Annotated in this window: 20 protein-coding genes and 1 pseudogene; 14 read left to right on the plus strand and 7 right to left on the minus strand. The window is 66.9% G+C overall.

The annotated features are described in order from the left end of the window. Positions 1-142 precede the first annotated feature (142 nt). Positions 143-982: an alpha/beta fold hydrolase gene (locus QFZ82_RS00670; protein ID WP_307711284.1), complete on the minus strand. Its 840-nt coding sequence runs from the start codon at positions 980-982 to the stop codon at positions 143-145. 1,157 nt (positions 983-2,139) lie between these two features. Between QFZ82_RS00670 and QFZ82_RS00680 the strand changes: the two genes are divergently transcribed. Then, positions 2,140-3,510: an IS4 family transposase gene (locus tag QFZ82_RS00680; protein WP_307711285.1), complete on the plus strand. Its 1,371-nt coding sequence runs from the start codon at positions 2,140-2,142 to the stop codon at positions 3,508-3,510. Between the two features lie 13 nt (positions 3,511-3,523). Here QFZ82_RS00680 and QFZ82_RS00685 read toward each other — a convergent pair whose 3' ends face one another. Further along, complete coding sequence (locus QFZ82_RS00685) at positions 3,524-3,670, minus strand: hypothetical protein (RefSeq protein ID WP_307711286.1); 147 nt, start codon at positions 3,668-3,670, stop codon at positions 3,524-3,526. A gap of 212 nt (positions 3,671-3,882) precedes the next feature. On the opposite strand from QFZ82_RS00685, the gene QFZ82_RS00690 reads away from it, so the two are divergent. The 3 genes from QFZ82_RS00690 (at position 3,883) to QFZ82_RS00700 (ending at position 5,339) form a co-directional block, all read left to right on the plus strand. Next, positions 3,883-4,425: a winged helix-turn-helix domain-containing protein gene (locus tag QFZ82_RS00690; protein ID WP_307711287.1), complete on the plus strand. Its 543-nt coding sequence runs from the start codon at positions 3,883-3,885 to the stop codon at positions 4,423-4,425. After that, on the plus strand, positions 4,410-4,952 hold the full coding sequence (locus tag QFZ82_RS00695; RefSeq protein ID WP_307711288.1) for a transposase: 543 nt from the start codon (positions 4,410-4,412) through the stop codon (positions 4,950-4,952). The genes QFZ82_RS00690 and QFZ82_RS00695 overlap by 16 nt, the downstream gene beginning before the upstream one ends. A 141-nt stretch (positions 4,953-5,093) precedes the next feature. Further along, positions 5,094-5,339, plus strand: coding sequence for a Smr/MutS family protein (locus tag QFZ82_RS00700; protein WP_307711289.1), 246 nt, complete (start codon positions 5,094-5,096; stop codon positions 5,337-5,339). 86 nt (positions 5,340-5,425) lie between these two features. On the opposite strand, the pseudogene QFZ82_RS00705 reads toward QFZ82_RS00700, so the two are convergent. Further along, positions 5,426-6,403: pseudogene (locus QFZ82_RS00705) on the minus strand (IS1380 family transposase); the annotation flags it as partial. Between the two features lie 278 nt (positions 6,404-6,681). Here QFZ82_RS00705 and QFZ82_RS00710 point away from each other — a divergent pair. From QFZ82_RS00710 to QFZ82_RS00730, 5 genes are all read left to right on the plus strand, one after another. Beyond that, on the plus strand, positions 6,682-7,197 hold the full coding sequence (locus QFZ82_RS00710; protein ID WP_307711290.1) for an IS3 family transposase: 516 nt from the start codon (positions 6,682-6,684) through the stop codon (positions 7,195-7,197). Then, on the plus strand, positions 7,170-7,451 hold the full coding sequence (locus tag QFZ82_RS00715; protein WP_307711291.1) for an integrase core domain-containing protein: 282 nt from the start codon (positions 7,170-7,172) through the stop codon (positions 7,449-7,451). Before QFZ82_RS00710 ends, QFZ82_RS00715 begins: the two co-directional genes overlap by 28 nt. A gap of 276 nt (positions 7,452-7,727) precedes the next feature. After that, on the plus strand, positions 7,728-8,498 hold the full coding sequence (locus QFZ82_RS00720; protein ID WP_307711292.1) for a thioesterase II family protein: 771 nt from the start codon (positions 7,728-7,730) through the stop codon (positions 8,496-8,498). Positions 8,499-8,501: 3 nt separating this feature from the next. After that, positions 8,502-9,344, plus strand: a complete 843-nt coding sequence (locus tag QFZ82_RS00725) for a metallophosphoesterase (RefSeq protein ID WP_307711293.1) — start codon at positions 8,502-8,504, stop codon at positions 9,342-9,344. Beyond that, positions 9,341-10,015 carry a 4'-phosphopantetheinyl transferase gene (locus tag QFZ82_RS00730; protein ID WP_307711294.1) on the plus strand — a complete coding sequence of 225 codons (675 nt, stop codon included), beginning with the start codon at positions 9,341-9,343 and terminating at the stop codon, positions 10,013-10,015. Before QFZ82_RS00725 ends, QFZ82_RS00730 begins: the two co-directional genes overlap by 4 nt. A 209-nt stretch (positions 10,016-10,224) precedes the next feature. Here QFZ82_RS00730 and QFZ82_RS00735 read toward each other — a convergent pair whose 3' ends face one another. Next, positions 10,225-10,350, minus strand: coding sequence for a hypothetical protein (locus QFZ82_RS00735; protein ID WP_307711295.1), 126 nt, complete (start codon positions 10,348-10,350; stop codon positions 10,225-10,227). A 261-nt stretch (positions 10,351-10,611) separates the two neighbouring features. Here QFZ82_RS00735 and QFZ82_RS00740 point away from each other — a divergent pair, with 261 nt between their 5' ends. From QFZ82_RS00740 to QFZ82_RS00760, 5 genes are all read left to right on the plus strand, one after another. Next, a complete protein-coding gene (locus QFZ82_RS00740; RefSeq protein ID WP_307711223.1) occupies positions 10,612-12,018 on the plus strand; it encodes an IS1380 family transposase in 1,407 nt (468 codons plus the stop codon). Between the two features lie 345 nt (positions 12,019-12,363). Further along, on the plus strand, positions 12,364-13,287 hold the full coding sequence (locus tag QFZ82_RS00745) for a transposase family protein (RefSeq protein WP_307711296.1): 924 nt from the start codon (positions 12,364-12,366) through the stop codon (positions 13,285-13,287). Positions 13,288-13,625: 338 nt separating this feature from the next. After that, positions 13,626-14,867, plus strand: coding sequence for an IS110 family transposase (locus tag QFZ82_RS00750; protein ID WP_307711329.1), 1,242 nt, complete (start codon positions 13,626-13,628; stop codon positions 14,865-14,867). 50 nt (positions 14,868-14,917) lie between these two features. Continuing rightward, on the plus strand, positions 14,918-15,223 hold the full coding sequence (locus tag QFZ82_RS00755; protein ID WP_307711297.1) for a hypothetical protein: 306 nt from the start codon (positions 14,918-14,920) through the stop codon (positions 15,221-15,223). A 128-nt stretch (positions 15,224-15,351) separates the two neighbouring features. Further along, the gene (locus QFZ82_RS00760; RefSeq protein ID WP_307711223.1) at positions 15,352-16,758 is read left to right on the plus strand and encodes an IS1380 family transposase; all 1,407 of its coding nucleotides are present in this window, start codon (positions 15,352-15,354) and stop codon (positions 16,756-16,758) included. Positions 16,759-16,869: 111 nt separating this feature from the next. On the opposite strand, the gene QFZ82_RS00765 is transcribed toward QFZ82_RS00760, so the two are convergent. The 3 genes from QFZ82_RS00765 to QFZ82_RS00775 form a co-directional block, all read right to left on the minus strand. Then, positions 16,870-17,136: a hypothetical protein gene (locus tag QFZ82_RS00765; protein WP_307711298.1), complete on the minus strand. Its 267-nt coding sequence runs from the start codon at positions 17,134-17,136 to the stop codon at positions 16,870-16,872. Between the two features lie 323 nt (positions 17,137-17,459). Further along, positions 17,460-17,711, minus strand: a complete 252-nt coding sequence (locus QFZ82_RS00770) for a hypothetical protein (RefSeq protein WP_307711299.1) — start codon at positions 17,709-17,711, stop codon at positions 17,460-17,462. Beyond that, on the minus strand, positions 17,708-17,905 hold the full coding sequence (locus QFZ82_RS00775; RefSeq protein WP_307711300.1) for an AMP-binding protein: 198 nt from the start codon (positions 17,903-17,905) through the stop codon (positions 17,708-17,710). The genes QFZ82_RS00770 and QFZ82_RS00775 overlap by 4 nt, the downstream gene beginning before the upstream one ends. Between the last annotated feature and the right edge of the window lie 17 nt (positions 17,906-17,922).

Raw genomic sequence — 17,922 nt, forward strand, 5'->3', positions numbered from 1 at the left:
TGCACCGTGGGGCGAAGGAGCGAATGCCTGTCGCAAAACGGTTGTCATCCGTCCTGGCTGCTTCGATCGGGGAGAAATCGCTTCCTTGCCCTTGAATCGAAGTTACTCGAGTGCGCGTCTGACTCGTTATTCAGTCATCACATCACGCAGCCTTAGTCTCGGCGCCACCGAGGAAGTCAAGGAGGAGACGGTTCGTCTCCTCCGGAGCTTCGAGCGGCATCCAATGCCCTGTGTCGATCCGTTCGTAGCGCCAAGAGCCTGTCGTGTACTCAGCGGTAGCCGTCAGCGCCTCCTCGGTGATGAAAAGCTCGCCAGCACCCCATACGCCCATGGTCGGCACCTCAATCGGCGGGAGTGGTGGGACTGGTCCGCCCGGCACGACGTAGGACTCAGGAGGAAAGACGGCCCGGTATACACCGAGACTGGCGGTAAGTGCTGCTGGGTCCCGTAGGCGGGCGATGACCTCATCGGCATCTGGATGCCTGCTCCATGCACGCAAGTTCGCGAAGTCGTTCTGGGATAGCCATTGCTCGGCGACGCCGGCGAACTGGAAAAGCAACATGTACCACGACTTCTCGCGCTGGGACCAACCCGCGGCAACAAATGCCTGCGGGTGACCAACAGCGAGACATGTCAGACTGTTCACTCGCGTTGGTTGCAGTGCAGCGAGCAGCGTGGCGATCACCCCTCCCCAGTCATGCCCCACCAAGTGCGCCCGGTCTACGTTGAGATGGTCGAGGACACCAATGAGATCGCCGATGATTTCTGTGAGGGCGTAGTCTTCGGCCGCGAGGGGCTTGTCGGACTCACCAAACCCGCGGAGGTCCAGAGAGATGACCCGGAATCCAGCCGAAGTCAGCGCTGGTACCTGACGTTGCCAGAGTTGATGGGTGTCGGGCCACCCATGGATCAGTAGGACTGCGGGGCCTTCCCCTACATCCTGCACATTAATGCCAATTCCGTTGACGTTGATAAGCGGCACGGGTGCCTCCTGATCGGATCACGGTGAGACTTAGTAGTGACCTGCCACCAGACGAGCCGTTACTACCGATTTCCCCCGAGATGGACGGGATGTCGATAAGGGCATGGAACGCCTTTCTCTAGTTTCGCAGCCTGTCGCGAGACAAGCGAAACCCGTGCGAGAGGAACGGGGTGATTAGGACGCTTCCCCATAGCGAACGTGCAGATCCCAGTACAAGTGCTGTTGTGCTGTGCGGTCCTGCGGGATGAGCATGGTGGAGAAGGCTTCAGCACCGATAAGCAGGAGATGGCCGGAGAGTCGTAGTGCTCAGGAGCGAGGACGCGACAGTCAGCCCAGACATGGATCCGCCGCACGCCGCAGCTTTGAGGTATCGCTGCTCAATACCGGTACGAGTGCGGATCCATTCATCGGGTGTATCCAAAACCGTGGCGAGGTCCTTGTTGGACACCCCTCGTGGTGGGACCCAAGCTCCGAGGCCACACAGGACCGCGGCATTGCCTTCCATGGCCGCCCCCTTACGGGCAAGCTGACGCGAGGGCACCATCCGGGTCCGAACCGAATCCGAGGCACCCGTAACGCCGGAACGTTTCGTCGTCAGGGCGTGGATCTGTTGATTCCGCATAAGGATCCGCAAGCACACGTCACTTGTCAGCATCGTTGCAGACTGTGTGCCCTTTCGGTCATCGCGGACTTACCTCAACGGGCAGCGGTTGTCCGGATTTCGCTCACCCGGGCGAGTTGAGGAACGGACTGCTGCACCTCGCTGCAGTTACGAGCTAGCTTTGGGGCCGGGGACCTCAACGCATCCGCCTGAACGGGCCTTGACCAGCGGCTCCACAGGATGCGTCAGGCGACCCGCCATCCATGCGGTCGGCCGACATTCCCGGCACCGACGGTCGGTCCCAGGTATCCGGCCGGGCTGGACCCTCGACAGCCAACCGAGACGCCGGTGTTCACAAACGGTGCTCAACTGACTACCGTTGAGCCACTTCCGATAGCTGGTTTCCGTCGGGCCTTGACCCAAGGCTGGGTAGTTAACGGATTCGCGCTGGTGGCAAGCGAGTTGGCGGGTGTTCCGTGATGGAGCGGGGAACAAGGGCAACGGAGTCCCGTTGGAGCAGGTAGTCCGCCAAGACTTCTGCCGTTACGGAGCTCCGTTGCCTGCACGCCATTGTGCCCTGCCGCCCGGTCTGACGACCGTGACCCGAAGCCTCACCGTGGCCGGGGGCCGCTTCGCTCCCGGCCATCTGGGCGAGTTGACCCAGGTTCTGCCGTTCGAGCTGGTCGACGCGGTCCTGGAAGAGACCCGGAGTGTGCAGCGCAGGCTGCGGGACCTGCCCTCCCGGGTCGGGGTGTACTTCGTGCTCGCGATGTGCCTGTTTCCCGAGGTCGGTTACCGGCTGGTGTGGCAGAAGCTGATCACAGGCCTGATCGACCTCGACGTGGCAAGGCCCAGCACGAAGGCCCTGCGAGACCTGCGCCGCCGGGTCGGCGCCACGCCACTGCAGCGCTTGTTCGAGGTGCTGGCCGGGACGCTGGCCCAGCCGTCGACACGCGGGGTGAGGTTCGGGCCGTTCCGCACGGTTTCCTTCGACGGCTGCAGCTCCATCAAGATCCCCGACAGCAGCCGCAACACCGACCGCTTCGGACCGCAGAGCCGCGGCGGCTACCCGATGCTGGAGTTAATGACCTTGGTGGAGACCGGGACCCGGGCCCTGATCGGCGCGGTGTTCGGCCCGACCAGAGAGGGCGAGACCGACTATGCCCGCCGACTGCTGCACCACCTGCGCCCGGACATGCTGGTCCTGTGGGACAAGGGCTTCGACGCCAACGCCTTCCTCGCCGCCGTGGCCGACACCGGCGCCCAGTTCCTGGGCCGGATCCGCGCCAACCGCCGCACCCCCGTCCTTGTCCGTCTCGCGGACGGCTCCTATCTGTCCGTCATCGGCACCGTCCCGGTCCGCATCGTCGAAGCGCAGATCGTCGTGACCTGTAAGGACGGCACCTCGTTCACCGGCTCCTACCGCCTCGCCACCACCTTGACCGACGCTGGCCGCTACCCGGCCGGGGCACTGGTCGCGCTCTACCACCAGCGGTGGGAGCATGAATCGACCTACTACGCGCTGCGGCACACCCTCCTGAGGGGCCGGGTGCTGCGTTCGGCCGACCCCGCCGGTGTCGAGCAGGAGCTGTGGGCTCATCTCGCGCTCTACCAGGCCCTGCGGACGGTCATGGTGGAGGCCGCCGAGTCGCGGCCGGGCACAGATCCGGACCGCTGCGGCTTCACCACTGCCCTGCACACCGCCCGTGACCTGGTCGTCCAGGCCGCCGGCGTCACCGGATGCGGGACGACCGGTGTCATCAGCCAGCGCATCCTGGCCGGGCTCCTTCCGCCGAGGCGGCCCCGCGTCAGTCCGCAAGGTCAAGTCGCCCATCTCCCGCTACCACGCCCGCCAGGACGACGGCCGCCCGGATACCAGCCGCACCGTCACCGGCCTCGACATCTCCATCCTCGAACCCGAACCTGAGCTGCCCGCCGCCTCACACGACGACCGTCACATCCCGCCGGACGACCGCCGCCGACAGCGTGTCCTGGAGGTCCTCGACACCGACCCCGACCGCCACTGGCACCCGCGTGACCTCGCCCGTCACCTCGGCGACGTCACCCTGGGCACCATGCGCCGACAACTCGACCGATGGGCCAGCAACGGACTCATCCACAAAGCCGGACCCGCCGCCTACACCAGCCAAGGCACCTCATGAACCCCTTGCCACCAACGCGAATCCGTTAACTACCCGGCCTTGGGGCTTGCCCCCTGAGTGTGGACACCTTCTCAGGTTGAACTCGCAGCGTCGCCTTGGGTGGTGACGGTTCGTGATCCTCGCGCTATTGCTGGATCGTGAGGTACGCGGCGGCGGGCGGGTACACGCCCAAGGAGCAGGCCCGTCGGGAACGGCTGCGGTTGGAAGTCGCTGAGCGGTTCGCGGTGGGCGAGTCGAGTGCGCGGATCGCGCGGGAGCTGCGGGTCACGCGGCGCTCGGTGGAGCGCTGGCGGGCGGCGTGGAAGCGGGGTGGTGCGGAGGCGCTGTGCTCGGCGGGGCCGGTGTCGCGGGAGCGGCTGAGCGAGCGGCAGTGGACGAAGGTGGCTGCGCTGCTGGACGCCGGGCCTGGTGTGTGCGGCTTCGAGGACGACCAGCGCTGGACGCTGGCGCGGGTCGCCGACCTGATCGGCCGGACGTGCCATGTCAGTTACACCCTGACCGGGGTGAGCAAGCTGCTTGACCGGCACGGTTACTCCTGGCAGGTCCCGGTACGCCGCGCGGCGGCACGTGATGAGGAGGAGATCACGCGCTGGCGCGAGGAGACCTGGCCCGAGGTGGAAAGACCGCCGGCGAGGTCGGCGCCTACATCTGCTTCGCCGACGAGTTGGGGCAGGGGCTGAGCCCGCCGCGAGGCAGGACTTGGGCCAGACGCGGGGCTCGCCCGCAGGTCAAGGTGCATGTACGCAAGCGCGGGCGGGTCAACGTGCTCGGCGCTGCCTGCTACCGCCCCGGCGACAACCGGCCGCGCTTCGCCTGCCGGCTGCACACCTGGCACGGCCGCAAGACGGAGACCAAGAGCTTCACTCCGGACGAGTACCGGCGGCTTCCTGACCGCGCTGCATCATCAGCTGCACGCCCCGTCGTGCTGGTGTGGGACAACGTCTCCACCCACAAGACGCCGGAGCTCACCGCGTGGGCCGCGCTCCAGAGGTGGCTGCGGGTGTTCTACTTGCCCAGGTATACACCCGAGCTGAACGCCGTCGAGTGGATTTGGTCCTGGCTCAAGCGGAGCATCGTCAACTTCCCGCTCGCCGGCATCGACGACCTCGAAGCGCTCGTCCGCAGCCGACTCAAGCAGATCCAGTACCGGCCCGACGCGATCACCGGCTGCCTCACCGACACCGGACTGATCATGAAGCCGCCATGATCCATCACGGCGACGCTACGGGTTCAACCTGAGTACGATGGCAGCACCCTGACGGCCCGTCGTTCGCCCTGCAGGCGCTGTGTCATCATCAGCGATGCTCTCAATTTGATGAATGTCGTAGCTTCGATCAGAGGAGTGGTTATGCTATCGCTCGACCTGCATCCCATCTTCCGGAATAACAGGGATATCGATCAGAGCGTGCGCACCTTCGTGTTCAAGGCGTACAGTCGAGGAGAGGGTGCGGTCGAGATCATCCCAGGCAAAGGGACGGGGCGTCTCAAGCATCATGTTCTCGCCTATCTGAATCAGAAACACATGAAGAGGTTTTGCAAGCCGGTGGTGGCGGACAGTTCCAACACGGGGCGCGTAGTAGTCCACTTCAAGTAGCGACAGTGCATTTGGATCGGTACGCTGGGTTATCATTCGTTTGCTCCGGTGGGCTTGCGCTGCCCGTAGGGACGAGAAAGTGTTGGTCAGCCGGGGCTGGGGAGGGCTTCGAGTCGTGCCCACGCGTCGGTGATCAGGTTGGTCCAAGGCCAGTGTTTCGCGAGCCGGAGGATGCGGCGGCGGCCGGTGGTGACCAACTGGGCAGCGATGGAGAACAGCCGCAGGCGCAGGCGTTTGGGCTCCCACACCCGGGCGGTGCCGGCCAGAGCGAGCATGGGCATCCAGGCGAGCAGGTCGAGGGCGATCTGGACGATCTCCAGCCAGATCTGGTTCTGCGCGGTGTCGTGCAGGGGCAAATTGCGCAGGCCGGTGGCGCGGGCGGCGCGGATGCGGTCCTCGGCCCTCGCGCGCTGGCGGTGCCGCAGTTCGAGCGCGGCGATCGGAGCATGCTTGGTGTTGGTGGCGAAGCAGGTCAGGCGCATGCCGTCGGCGTCGGTGAAGCGCAGTTGGGCGCCGGGGTGCGGGCGTTCCTTCCGCACGATCAGCCGCATCTCCTTGGGCCAGCCGGTCAGGCAGTCGCCGTCGAGTTCGGCGACCCAGGCACCGTCGCGGATCTCGCCGTCGGGCTCGACGGCCGGCGTCCAGGCCGACGCCGGGACCTTCCCGACGGCCTGGTGGATGGCATCGGTGATGGTCATGCCGACCGAGTAGGACAGCCACCGGCCGCGCGCGGAAAGCCAGTCCACGAACTCGTGGGTGCCGCCGCCCGAGTCGGTGCGGATCAGCGTCCGCCGTCCGCGCCGGTACTTCTTCGGCAGCTGCTTCAGGGCGATCCTGGCGGCTTCGATGTGGTCCGCAGCGGTGTTGCTGCCCGCGTTCCCGGGCCGCAGCAGCCCGGCCACCGGCTCCCCGGACCCGCCCCGGCCGTGGTCGACGAACCCCATCAGCGGATGGTGCCCGAACGTCTTTTTCCAGGTCGCGGCCGCATCCTGCTTCTCGGAATGCGCGATCACCAGCACCCCGTCCAGGTCCACGACCACCTGCCCGCCGGCGTCCGGAGCGGATCGTCTCCACCAGCAGCACACCGCCAGCCTGGGACACCACCCCGCGGCCACCGCCCTCGACGCGGACACGCGGGTAGGACCCGATACGCTTCTTCACCTGGAGAGTGCTTCTTTCATGCGACGACCTGGACACTAGACAAGTCCCATCGTTGCAGGTCAGGAGCACTCTCTGCGTTTCTGATCACCCACCGGACGCCCTGCCTCGTGAAAGCGCGAGGCTAAGGCCGCGTACTTCGCGAAGGATCCCCGGTAGCGAGCAATACGAGTTCATCGATGAGATGCGGCTCGACACGGTGGAGTACGTGTATAGCGTCGAGTTCATGTGCGGTCGGCTCGACGTGTCCAAGTCCGGCTACTACAACTGGCGAGGCCGTCCGGAATCCGCGACGGCCCAGCGGCGTGAGGAATTGAAGCTTCTCATCAAGAAGGCATTCGAGGAAGCCGACAGCACCTACGGCTACCGGCGCATCCACGCCCAGCTGCATCGCTGGGGCATCACCGCGGGCCTGGAGCTGGTCCGCCGCATCATGCGCGAGCTGGGCCTTGAGCCCTGCCAGCCGAAGCCGAAACGCTTCGGCCTCACCCAGGGCACGCCCGGTCCCGTACCGGACCTCGTCGGCCGGGACTTCACCGCCGATACTCCAGGTGAAAAGCTGGTCGGCGATATCACCTATATAGCCACCGCAGAAGGGTGGCTGTATCTTGCGACCGTCCTCGACGGCTGCACGAAAGAAGTAATCGGTTACGCGATGGAAGACCGAACTACATGTCAGTCGAGTTCGGGAAGACGCTGAAGCGGTTCGGGCTTCGCAGATCCGCCGGCCGTACCGGAATCTGTTTCGACAACGCCATGGCTGAATCGTTCTTCGGAGCCCTGAAGAACGAGCGCGTATCACGGGCGACTTACCCCACCCGCGAGGCAGCCCGGCAGGACATCACTCGATACATCGAATTCTGGTACAATCGCAAACGCCTTCACTCGGCGGTGGGTTACCGCCCTCCGTGCGAAGGCCACGCCGAGTACCAGAAGTTGCAAATCTCCGCGTGACATCAATGGCCAGATGCTGTCCAAGAAGCGCGAGGCCCCTCAAGTACCGGCAGGAGCTGATGCATCCCTATTACGCCGCCACGCGGGCTCGTGGACGACGTGATCGACCCCGCCGAACCAAAACCCGTTCTGATTGAGGCACTTGAGGCACTGCGCGCGAAGGACGCTCGGCTGTCCTCGCGTAAACACGGCAACCCGCCGATGTGGCCCGGCAAGACCACAGAACCGCAGGACAGAGATGGCAAGACGGCAAGACAGAGGGGACGTTTAGGAACCATGACAGGTAACACGGCGTGGCTGCGTCGATTCCACCCGGCGCCAGATGCCGGTGTCCGGCTGGTCTGCTTCCCGCACGCGGGAGGCTCGGCCACCTTCTACTTTCCTGTCTCCCGTACGCTGTCACGGTCGATCGAGGTGCTGTCGGTCCAGTACCCGGGTCGGCAGGACCGGCACAGCGAACCGTGTGTCAGTGACATCGGCGAGCTGGCCGACCGCGTTGTCGAGGAGCTGCTGTCCCTGGACACCAAGCCGCTGGCCCTCTTCGGCCACAGCATGGGCGCCATGGTGGCGTACGAGGCCGCCAGGCGCCTGGAGAGCAAGGAGATCAAGCCCCTGCGCCTCTTCGTCTCCGGCCGGCGCGCCCCGTCGCGTACGCGGGACGGGAACGTGCACCGGCGCGACGACAACGGCCTGATCGACGAGCTCAAGAAGCTCAGCGGGACTGACTCCCAGATCCTGGGCGACCCGGACATGCTGCGGATGATCCTCCCGGCCGTCAGGAGCGACTACAAGGCGGTGGAGTCGTACCGCCACGTTCCAGGCCCTCCGCTGGACTGCCCCGTCGTCGCTTTCACCGGCGACGACGACCCCCAGGTGACGCTCGACGAGGCGAAGGCCTGGAGCGAGCACACGGTCGGCGGCTTCGAACTCAAGGTGTACGAGGGCGGTCACTTCTACCTCAACTCCCATGCGGAAGCGGTGATGGAGGCGTTCTCGGCCGGCATCGCGGAGTCGTCGCTGACCGGCCCGCCCGCGTCGGACCGGTGACGGATGGCCCCCGCGAACCGGCTCGGCATCAGCGATCTGCACGTCAGCCATCCGGAGAACCGGGAGATCGTGGAGAACCTGCGCCCGACGGCGGCCGACGACTGGCTGCTGGTCGCCGGTGACGTCGGGGAGCTGACCGAAGACATCGAGTGGGTGCTGAGCACGCTGCGGGACCACTTCGCCAAGGTCGTCTGGGCGACGGGCAACCATGAGCCGTGGACGCCCCGCGAGGACCCGGTGCAGCTCCGGGGCGAGGAGAGATACCGCTACCTGGTGGACCTGTGCAGGGGGATGGACATCCTCACCCCGGAGGACCCCTACGCGGTGTGGGAAGTGGCGGGCGGACCGGTGACGGTGGCGCCGCTGTTCGTGCTCTACGACTACAGCCTCCGTACGCCGACCGCCGTGACCAAGGAGGCGGCGCTGGAGCAGGCGTACGAGAAGGGAGTGGTGTGCACGGACGAGTTCTTCCTCCACCCGGACCCCTATCCCAGTCGTGAGGCCTGGTGCGACGCTCGGGTGCGGGAGAGCGAACGGCGCCTCGCCGCGTGCGACCCCGACCTGCCCACGGTGCTGGTCAACCACTATCCGCTGGTGCGCCATCCGACCCGGATCCTGTATCACCCTGAGTTCGCGCAGTGGTCCGGCACCGTGCGGACGGCCGACTGGCACCACCGGTTCCGCGCCCGGTCGGTGGTGTACGGCCATCTGCACATCCCCCGGACGACCTGGCACGACGGCGTGTGCTTCGAGGAGGTGTCCGTCGGCTATCCGCGCGAGTGGCGCCGCCCCGGCCACCCGCGCAACGTCCCCCGTCGTGTGCTGCCACAGACGAGAACTCCGTGATCGAAGAGATACTCCCGCCGAACGTCGTTGTGGCCGAGGCGTACGACGACTTCGCACCGGCCGAGCTATATCCGGAGGAGGCCAGGGTCGTCGCGAACGCCGTGGACAGTCGGCGGCGTGAGTTCGCCACGGCACGGCTGTGCGCGCGACGCTGCCTCGCCCAGCTCGGCCTGCCGTCCGGGCCCCTGCTGCCCGGCTGGCACGGAGCGCCGCGCTGGCCGGAATCCGTGACAGGCAGCATTTCGCACTGCACCGGCTATCGAGTCGCGGCCCTGGCCCGTACGTCCGATGTCGCCATGATGGGGATCGACGCGGAACCCGATCAGCCGCTGCCCGAAGGCGTGTTGGAGACCATTGCCCTGCCCGGTGAAATCGCGCGCCTGCGCAGACTCCGGGCGACCGAACCCGGCGTGTGCTGGGACCGCCTGCTGTTCAGCATGAAGGAAGCGGTCTACAAGGCCTGGTATCCGGCCACGGGGCGCCGACTGGATTTCGAGGACGCCGACATCGAAGTGGACGCCGCGGCAGCCTCCTTCACGGCACGCATCATCCCTTCCCGGCCCCAGTTCAGGGGAGAAGCCAGCCTTCTGAAGGGCCGTTGGCTGGCCCGCCGAAATCTTGTGGTCTCCGCTATCGCCGTACCGAAGACGGTGGTCGTGCCGAGGGCGTGACCCGGACGGACGCTTGCTTCGTACGTGGACAACGACCGGGCAGCGCATGCTCAGCTGACCCGCGCGACCGCCCCTACCCGCCCACGACCCGAAAGACATCGGAGAACCCGCACCGGACGGCCACCCGGCACACCCTGCTGCCCGCACTCGAAAGACCACCCCGAACCCGCTTGACACCCGTGATCAGAATTCACGCGATGGACCGTTTTTCAGGGCGAGTTGGGCCGACCGGTACAGCCCCGTTCGACCAGACGCTTCAGCTTCGTGCGCGCTCCCTCGATCTTCGCGGTCTCGACCGCAAGGCCGATCCTCGGCACGATCTGCTTGGCCCGCACGGGCCCCGGAGCGTCCCCACGACCTCCCGGATGTCCTGGTAGACCCGTGGCAGCACACCCGGCTCTTGCCCAGCCGCCACTTCGGCACCGCCAGAACCCCCACGACCCGCCGCTCCGCCCCGCGAACGGCGACACCTCTAACCTCGCCGTTTCGGTTGGGTACGGCTGGCTTTGGGGCGGAAACGCGAAAGTGCCTTCCTGACCTGGGACGATGAACCTTGCTGAGGGGTTCTGTCGGTCCAGGCGGAGGGCACTTTCTACGTGCAGGCTATCGGGTTGCGTCCCAAGGTCCATGTCAGTGCCGATGGTTCGGGGGTGGTCGGGCATGCCGGGGCACGGTTGCTGGCGGATCTTGCCGATGCCACCGGGCTGACCGCCGCGTACTCCGCCGCTCTCAGGCCGCTTCGGCCGCGCGGGACCGGGCATGATCCGGGCCGGGTCGCCACCGATCTCGCGGTGATGCTCGCCGACGGCGGTGAGGCGATCGCGGATCTGGCCGTGCTGCGGGACCAGGGCGAGGTGTTCGGCCCGGTCGCCTCCACGCCCACGGCTTGGCGGTTGCTCGCCGACACCGACGAGGCTGCACTCGCTTCGCTGCGAGCGGCCCGCGCTTCAGCCCGGGAAGTCGCCTGGATGCAGGCCGCCGAGACCGGCGAGGGCATACCTGCTGCTCGGGCCGGCGGACGAGAACTTCCCGGCCTGGTCCTGGACCTCGACGCCACGCTGGTCACCTGCCACTCGGAAAAGGAACAGGCCGCACCCACCTATAAGGGCGGCTTCGGCTTCCATCCGCTGCTGTGTTTCCTCGCGAACACCGGCGAGGCCGTGTCGGGGCGGCTTCGGCCCGGGAACTCCGGAGCCAACACCGCAAGCGACCACATCACGGTCCTCGACCAGGCGCTCGCGCAGATCCCCGACGCTCACCGGCACGGCACCGACATCCTGGTCCGCGCCGACAGCGCCGGATCCGCGAAAGCCTTCCTCGCCCACATCCGCGACGTGCGGAAACGAGGAATTCGTACCTTCTTCTCGGTCGGATACGCCATCACCGAGCCGGTCCGCCGCGCTGTCCGGGCCCTGCCCGACCGCCTCTGGCATCCCGCCCTGGACCAGGACGGGACGCTGCGTGATGGCGCCGAGGTCGCCGAGCTGACCGACATGGTCGACCTGACCGGCTACCCCGTCGGCACCCGCATCATCGTGCGCCGCGAGCGCCCGCACCCCGGCGCCCAGCTGTCCCTGTTCGACCTCGACGAGGGCCTGCGGCATCAGGTGTTCCTCACCGACACCCCCTACTCCGGTGGTGGTTCCGCCCAGTTCCTGGAGGTCCGTCACCGCGGGCATGCATGCGTCGAGGACCACATCCGGTGCGGCAAAACCACCGGCTTCGGCCGCTTCCCCTCCCGCGACTTCGCCATCAACACCGTCTGGCTCGAACTCAGCCTCACGGCGATCGACCTGATGGCCTGGACCCGTGTCCTGCTGCTGGACGGGGAGCTGGCCACCGCCGAGCCGAAGAAGCTCCGCTACCGGCTGCTGCACGTCGCCGCCCGCCTCACCCGCGGCGGCCGACGCCTGCGCTTGCGGATATCAGCGACCTGGCCCTGGAGACACGAACTGGCCACGGCCTTCCATCGCCTCGCAGCACTGCCCCGTCCCGCCGACTGACCGGCAACCCTGCCCGCCACGACCCGAAGGATCCTGGAGAACCCGACCACCGCGCCGGGACTCCGCCATGTCCGAACACCGAAATCGCATCGGTCACCCGACAGTTGCCCCTCAGCGACGCCTCACCGCCCCAACCGAAACGGCGAGGCTAATTCGTTAGTAATTAGAGGTTCTGGATCTCTGATGGGCCCGGGGCGGCGTTGTCCAGCCCGGGGCAGGACGTGTGTGGTCCGGTCGGTGCCGTGGTGACCCCTACGACACCTCCGACCGTGTTACGACGTGGTGTACGACAGCAAGTGATGATCAGGCCGTGACGTGAGAAGAGCCGTACGGGTTGGGAAAGTTGTGAAGCGATCCTTGGCCCGTACGGCTCTCTCGCATCGTATCTGCACCGGCATCTCCCGGAATCAACTCGGCAAGATCATCGCCGAGCTGGCCGGGCCCTGGATGGCGCGGGAGAACGCCCGGCTGCATGAGCGCCGAGGTCACGAGCGTCTGCGGGCCGAGGGCGGCGGCCCGGATCATCGGCTGGTTTTCACCGATCGGGTGATCGCCACTCTGGTGATCCTGCGTTTCCAGCTTCCGCACGCGGTTCTTGCCATTTTCTATGGAGTGGACCGCTCCACGATCACCCGGGCCGTCCACGAGATCCGGCCGCTGCTCGCAGCCCGCGGATTCGCCGTCCCCGGTGAGCCCGGGCTGCGGCTACGCACCTTGGCGGACGTCTTCGCCTACGCCAGCGCGAAGGGTGTCGAGCTGCGGATCGACGGGACCGAGATTCAGGTCCGTCGCCCGAGGGCCGGCCGGCCCGGACGCCGGGCCTTCGTCTCCGGCAAGCGCAAGCAGAACACCAAGAAAGCCACCGTGATCAGCGACGATGCCGGCCGCGCCCTGTGGACGGGCGCGATCCGCCCCGGTCGCATGCACGATCAGACCGCGCTGAAGACCGAGGGGATCTGGGACCTGTTCGTCCAGCATCCCGACGTGAAAGCCCAGGTCGATGCGGGGTACCGAGGCCTGACGAAGGACTTTCCCGAGCAGGTCACCGCCCCTCCGAAGAAGCTCGGCAAAGACGCCGATACCGAAGAAATTGCCGCCTGGGAGGCCGCCCGCAAGGCCCAGTCCTCCCGCAGGATCCCGGTCGAGCACGCCAACGCCGAACACAAGCAATGGCGCCCACTCCAACGCTGGACCGGACGCCGCGAGTACTACGACGACACCCACCTCGCCATCGCTGGCCTGGTCTCCGACCGCACCGCCCTGCGCTGATTACCCACCAGCCGAACCGCCAGGCCAGCGCATCCGAACCACAGTCGCGCACCACGTCGTTAGGTCTGTTGAAAGACTGGTGGCGCTGGGCGCCGGCCGGTCCTCGCACGTTCTGCCCCCGCGGGCCCGTCGGGTTCGGGATCCTCGTTGGATGAGCTGCCGCACGGTGACGCGTTCTTCCTCACGAGCCTTGAGCTCTGGACACGGCGTGCGCCCGTGCGGTCTGGCGGTGCCGCGCACGGCTGATGAGGTGGCGGGCCTTGGAGTCCTGGAATTAGTGCGCCGTGCGGCCCCGCGTGCTCGTCTTCGAGAACGGCACCGGAGAAGGGGCGGGATCCATGGGCGTGTTCTGCGGGATCGACTGGGCGGAGGGGCATCACGACGTCGCGCTCGTGGATGAAACCGGCAAGCTGCTGGCCAAGTGCCGGATCAACGACGACTTGGACGGCTATCACCTGCTGCTGGATCTCCTGGCGGAGCACGGCGATACCGCGCAGGCGCCGATCCCGGTGGCCATCGAGACCAGTCGCGGCCTGCTGGTCGCCACGCTGCGGCAAGGTGCCCGGCAGGTCTTCGCGGTCAACCCGATGGCCGCCTCTCGCTATCGCGACCGCCACGGCGTGAGCCGCAAGAAGTCCGACCCCGGCGACGCCCTGGTGCTGGCCAACATCATCCGCACGGACATGCCGATGCACCGGCCGCTGGCGGCCGACACCGACCTGGCCCAAGCGGTGGCGGTCCTGGCCCGGGCCCAGCAGGACGCGGTCTGGAGCCGGCAACAGCTCTGCAACCAGCTCCGGTCGCTGCTGCGTGAGTACTTTCCGGCGTTCCTGGAGGCGTTCAAGGACAAGCAGGGCGGTCTGGCCCGCGCCGACGCCCGCCGGATCCTGGCGGTGGCACCCACGCCCGCGCTGGCCGCCAGGCTGCCGCTCTGGCGCCTGACGGCCATGATGAAGCGCGCTGGCCGGCGCAGGAACATCGAGGCCGATGCTGAGCGTCTGCAGCAGCTGTTCCGCCGGGAGGCGCCGCACCAAGTCCCGCTGGTGGAAGAAGCGATGGGCAAGCAGGCCGCGGCCCTGCTGCTGCAACTGGACACAGCCTGCGAAGCGGTCGACGACCTTGGCCAGGCCACCGAGGAAGCCTTCCGGGCCCATCCCGACGCCCCGATCATGCTGAGCTTTCCCGGCATCGGACCCCAGATCGGCGCACGGATCCTCGCGGAGATCGGCGACGACCGCACCCGGTTTGCCACCGCCGGAGGATTGAAGGCATACGCGGGCGCGTCCCCCATCACGCGGGCCTCCGGCAAGCGCCACTACGTTGGGCGCCGGTTCGTCAAGAACAACCGGCTCAACCACGTCGGCCACCTGTGGGCCTTCGCCTCCATCAGCGGTTCCACCGGCGCGGACGCCCACTACCGGCGCCGCCGGGCAGGAGGGGACTGGCACATGCAGGCTCTGCGGCACCTGTTCAACCGGATGCTCGGCCAGCTCCACCATTGCCTCCTGGTACGGATTTCGTTCGACGAAGCGATCGCCTTCCCCGCAGAGCCCCAGCCAGCAGGAACAGCCACCGCGTGAACGGAATGGGGCAGCTTGTTCAGGGACGGTAGGGCGACGATCATTCGGTCATGAGACCCGAAGTGCAGACGTTCGTTGCCGACGGACCCCTTCCCGACTGGGACGCGAGCGAGGAAGAGATCGACCGGCGTGAACGCCAGCTGACAGCGATCTCGCGCCCTGTCAGTTCCGAAGAGGCCGCTGCCCTGGCCACCTGCTTCGGCCCAGACGACTGCTACGGCGTCGCCTGGACGCTCGTGCACCTGATCGAGACGGCTCCCGGCCCGGTGCCGCAGCTGAAGGATCCCGGTCCGGATGCCGGTGACTGGGCCCAGGTCCTGCGGTCGCGATGGGGAGGCGAACACCCCACGGCTTGACGGCTTAACCTCGCCGTTTCGGTTGGGTACGGCTGGCTTTGGGGCGGAAACGCGAAAGTGCCTTCCTGACCTGGGACGATGAACCTTGCTGAGGGGTTCTGTCGGTCCAGGCGGAGGGCACTTTCTACGTGCAGGCTATCGGGTTGCGTCCCAAGGTCCATGTCAGTGCCGATGGTTCGGGGGTGGTCGGGCATGCCGGGGCACGGTTGCTGGCGGATCTTGCCGATGCCACCGGGCTGACCGCCGCGTACTCCGCCGCTCTCAGGCCGCTTCGGCCGCGCGGGACCGGGCATGATCCGGGCCGGGTCGCCACCGATCTCGCGGTGATGCTCGCCGACGGCGGTGAGGCGATCGCGGATCTGGCCGTGCTGCGGGACCAGGGCGAGGTGTTCGGCCCGGTCGCCTCCACGCCCACGGCTTGGCGGTTGCTCGCCGACACCGACGAGGCTGCACTCGCTTCGCTGCGAGCGGCCCGCGCTTCAGCCCGGGAAGTCGCCTGGATGCAGGCCGCCGAGACCGGCGAGGGCATACCTGCTGCTCGGGCCGGCGGACGAGAACTTCCCGGCCTGGTCCTGGACCTCGACGCCACGCTGGTCACCTGCCACTCGGAAAAGGAACAGGCCGCACCCACCTATAAGGGCGGCTTCGGCTTCCATCCGCTGCTGTGTTTCCTCGCGAACACCGGCGAGGCCGTGTCGGGGCGGCTTCGGCCCGGGAACTCCGGAGCCAACACCGCAAGCGACCACATCACGGTCCTCGACCAGGCGCTCGCGCAGATCCCCGACGCTCACCGGCACGGCACCGACATCCTGGTCCGCGCCGACAGCGCCGGATCCGCGAAAGCCTTCCTCGCCCACATCCGCGACGTGCGGAAACGAGGAATTCGTACCTTCTTCTCGGTCGGATACGCCATCACCGAGCCGGTCCGCCGCGCTGTCCGGGCCCTGCCCGACCGCCTCTGGCATCCCGCCCTGGACCAGGACGGGACGCTGCGTGATGGCGCCGAGGTCGCCGAGCTGACCGACATGGTCGACCTGACCGGCTACCCCGTCGGCACCCGCATCATCGTGCGCCGCGAGCGCCCGCACCCCGGCGCCCAGCTGTCCCTGTTCGACCTCGACGAGGGCCTGCGGCATCAGGTGTTCCTCACCGACACCCCCTACTCCGGTGGTGGTTCCGCCCAGTTCCTGGAGGTCCGTCACCGCGGGCATGCATGCGTCGAGGACCACATCCGGTGCGGCAAAACCACCGGCTTCGGCCGCTTCCCCTCCCGCGACTTCGCCATCAACACCGTCTGGCTCGAACTCAGCCTCACGGCGATCGACCTGATGGCCTGGACCCGTGTCCTGCTGCTGGACGGGGAGCTGGCCACCGCCGAGCCGAAGAAGCTCCGCTACCGGCTGCTGCACGTCGCCGCCCGCCTCACCCGCGGCGGCCGACGCCTGCGCTTGCGGATATCAGCGACCTGGCCCTGGAGACACGAACTGGCCACGGCCTTCCATCGCCTCGCAGCACTGCCCCGTCCCGCCGACTGACCGGCAACCCTGCCCGCCACGACCCGAAGGATCCTGGAGAACCCGACCACCGCGCCGGGACTCCGCCATGTCCGAACACCGAAATCGCATCGGTCACCCGACAGTTGCCCCTCAGCGACGCCTCACCGCCCCAACCGAAACGGCGAGGTTAACTGCATGAGGTGTCTTTCGCCGCGGCGGCGTCTCCCGCACTGTCTCTCCCGGATCATCGCCGACCATTCTCGCGAGAAGCTCGCCGGCCGTCTCCCGCGTGATCACCAGCCGAGACAGCCGTTCAAGCTCGGCCCTCATCCGTACCATCAACTCGGCTACCCGAGACTCGAGTTCTTCCACACGCTCCCGGACCACGGTCTCCTCGGCCTCGATCGCATCGAACAACGACCCACCGGCACCCCCTCCCGTCAAGGACAGACCTGCCCGCCCACACACCAATCAACATCTCCCCAGGTCAGGACATCCCTCGAAACGAGCCGCACCCAATCGAGAACGCCGACGCCCTGGGTAGCCGTACGGCGCGCGCCGAACGGCTACCCCGATCGGGATGCCTTCCGACACTCCGTTATAGCCAGACGAACGATATACCGCTTGCTTCAACTGCACGGCGAAGATTGAACTGCCCCACAACGCACGCCGCGCCTGATCGCGAGTGGTACACTTCACCCGGTGTAGCCACTCGTTCTTCAGGGCGCTTTCGTTTGCAGCTACGAGCTGGCGGGAACTCGACTCGACGAGGGTATTGATGCGGCGAGACACTGTTTGCCCCATTCGATGATCTCTTGATCCGATCCAGAGGTAACGTCCTCCGGCCGGGCAGGCACAACAATCGCCCAGACCTCCTCACCGAGCTCAAGGTGCGTAACACCGATAACCGCCACCTGCGCCACGGCCGGATGCCTGACGAGGATCTCCTTGATTTCGCGCGGATAAACATTGTAGCCGCCACGAAGAATCAAGTCCTTCTTACGGCAACCACGACCGAAAGGTAGCCGTCACCATCCAGCCTGCCGAGATCGCCAGTAAGGAACCAGCCGTTGATCAAAACCTCGGCGGTGATATCTGGGCGACCGAGATATCCGGCCATGACGTTCGGACCGCACACCACGATCTCGTCCACCTCACCGACGGGCAGACGGTCGATCCTGATCAATTCGCGTACACCCGCAG

Origin of the sequence: Streptomyces sp. V4I23, assembly GCF_030817975.1 — a bacterium.
Classification (GTDB): Bacteria; Actinomycetota; Actinomycetes; order Streptomycetales; family Streptomycetaceae; genus Streptomyces.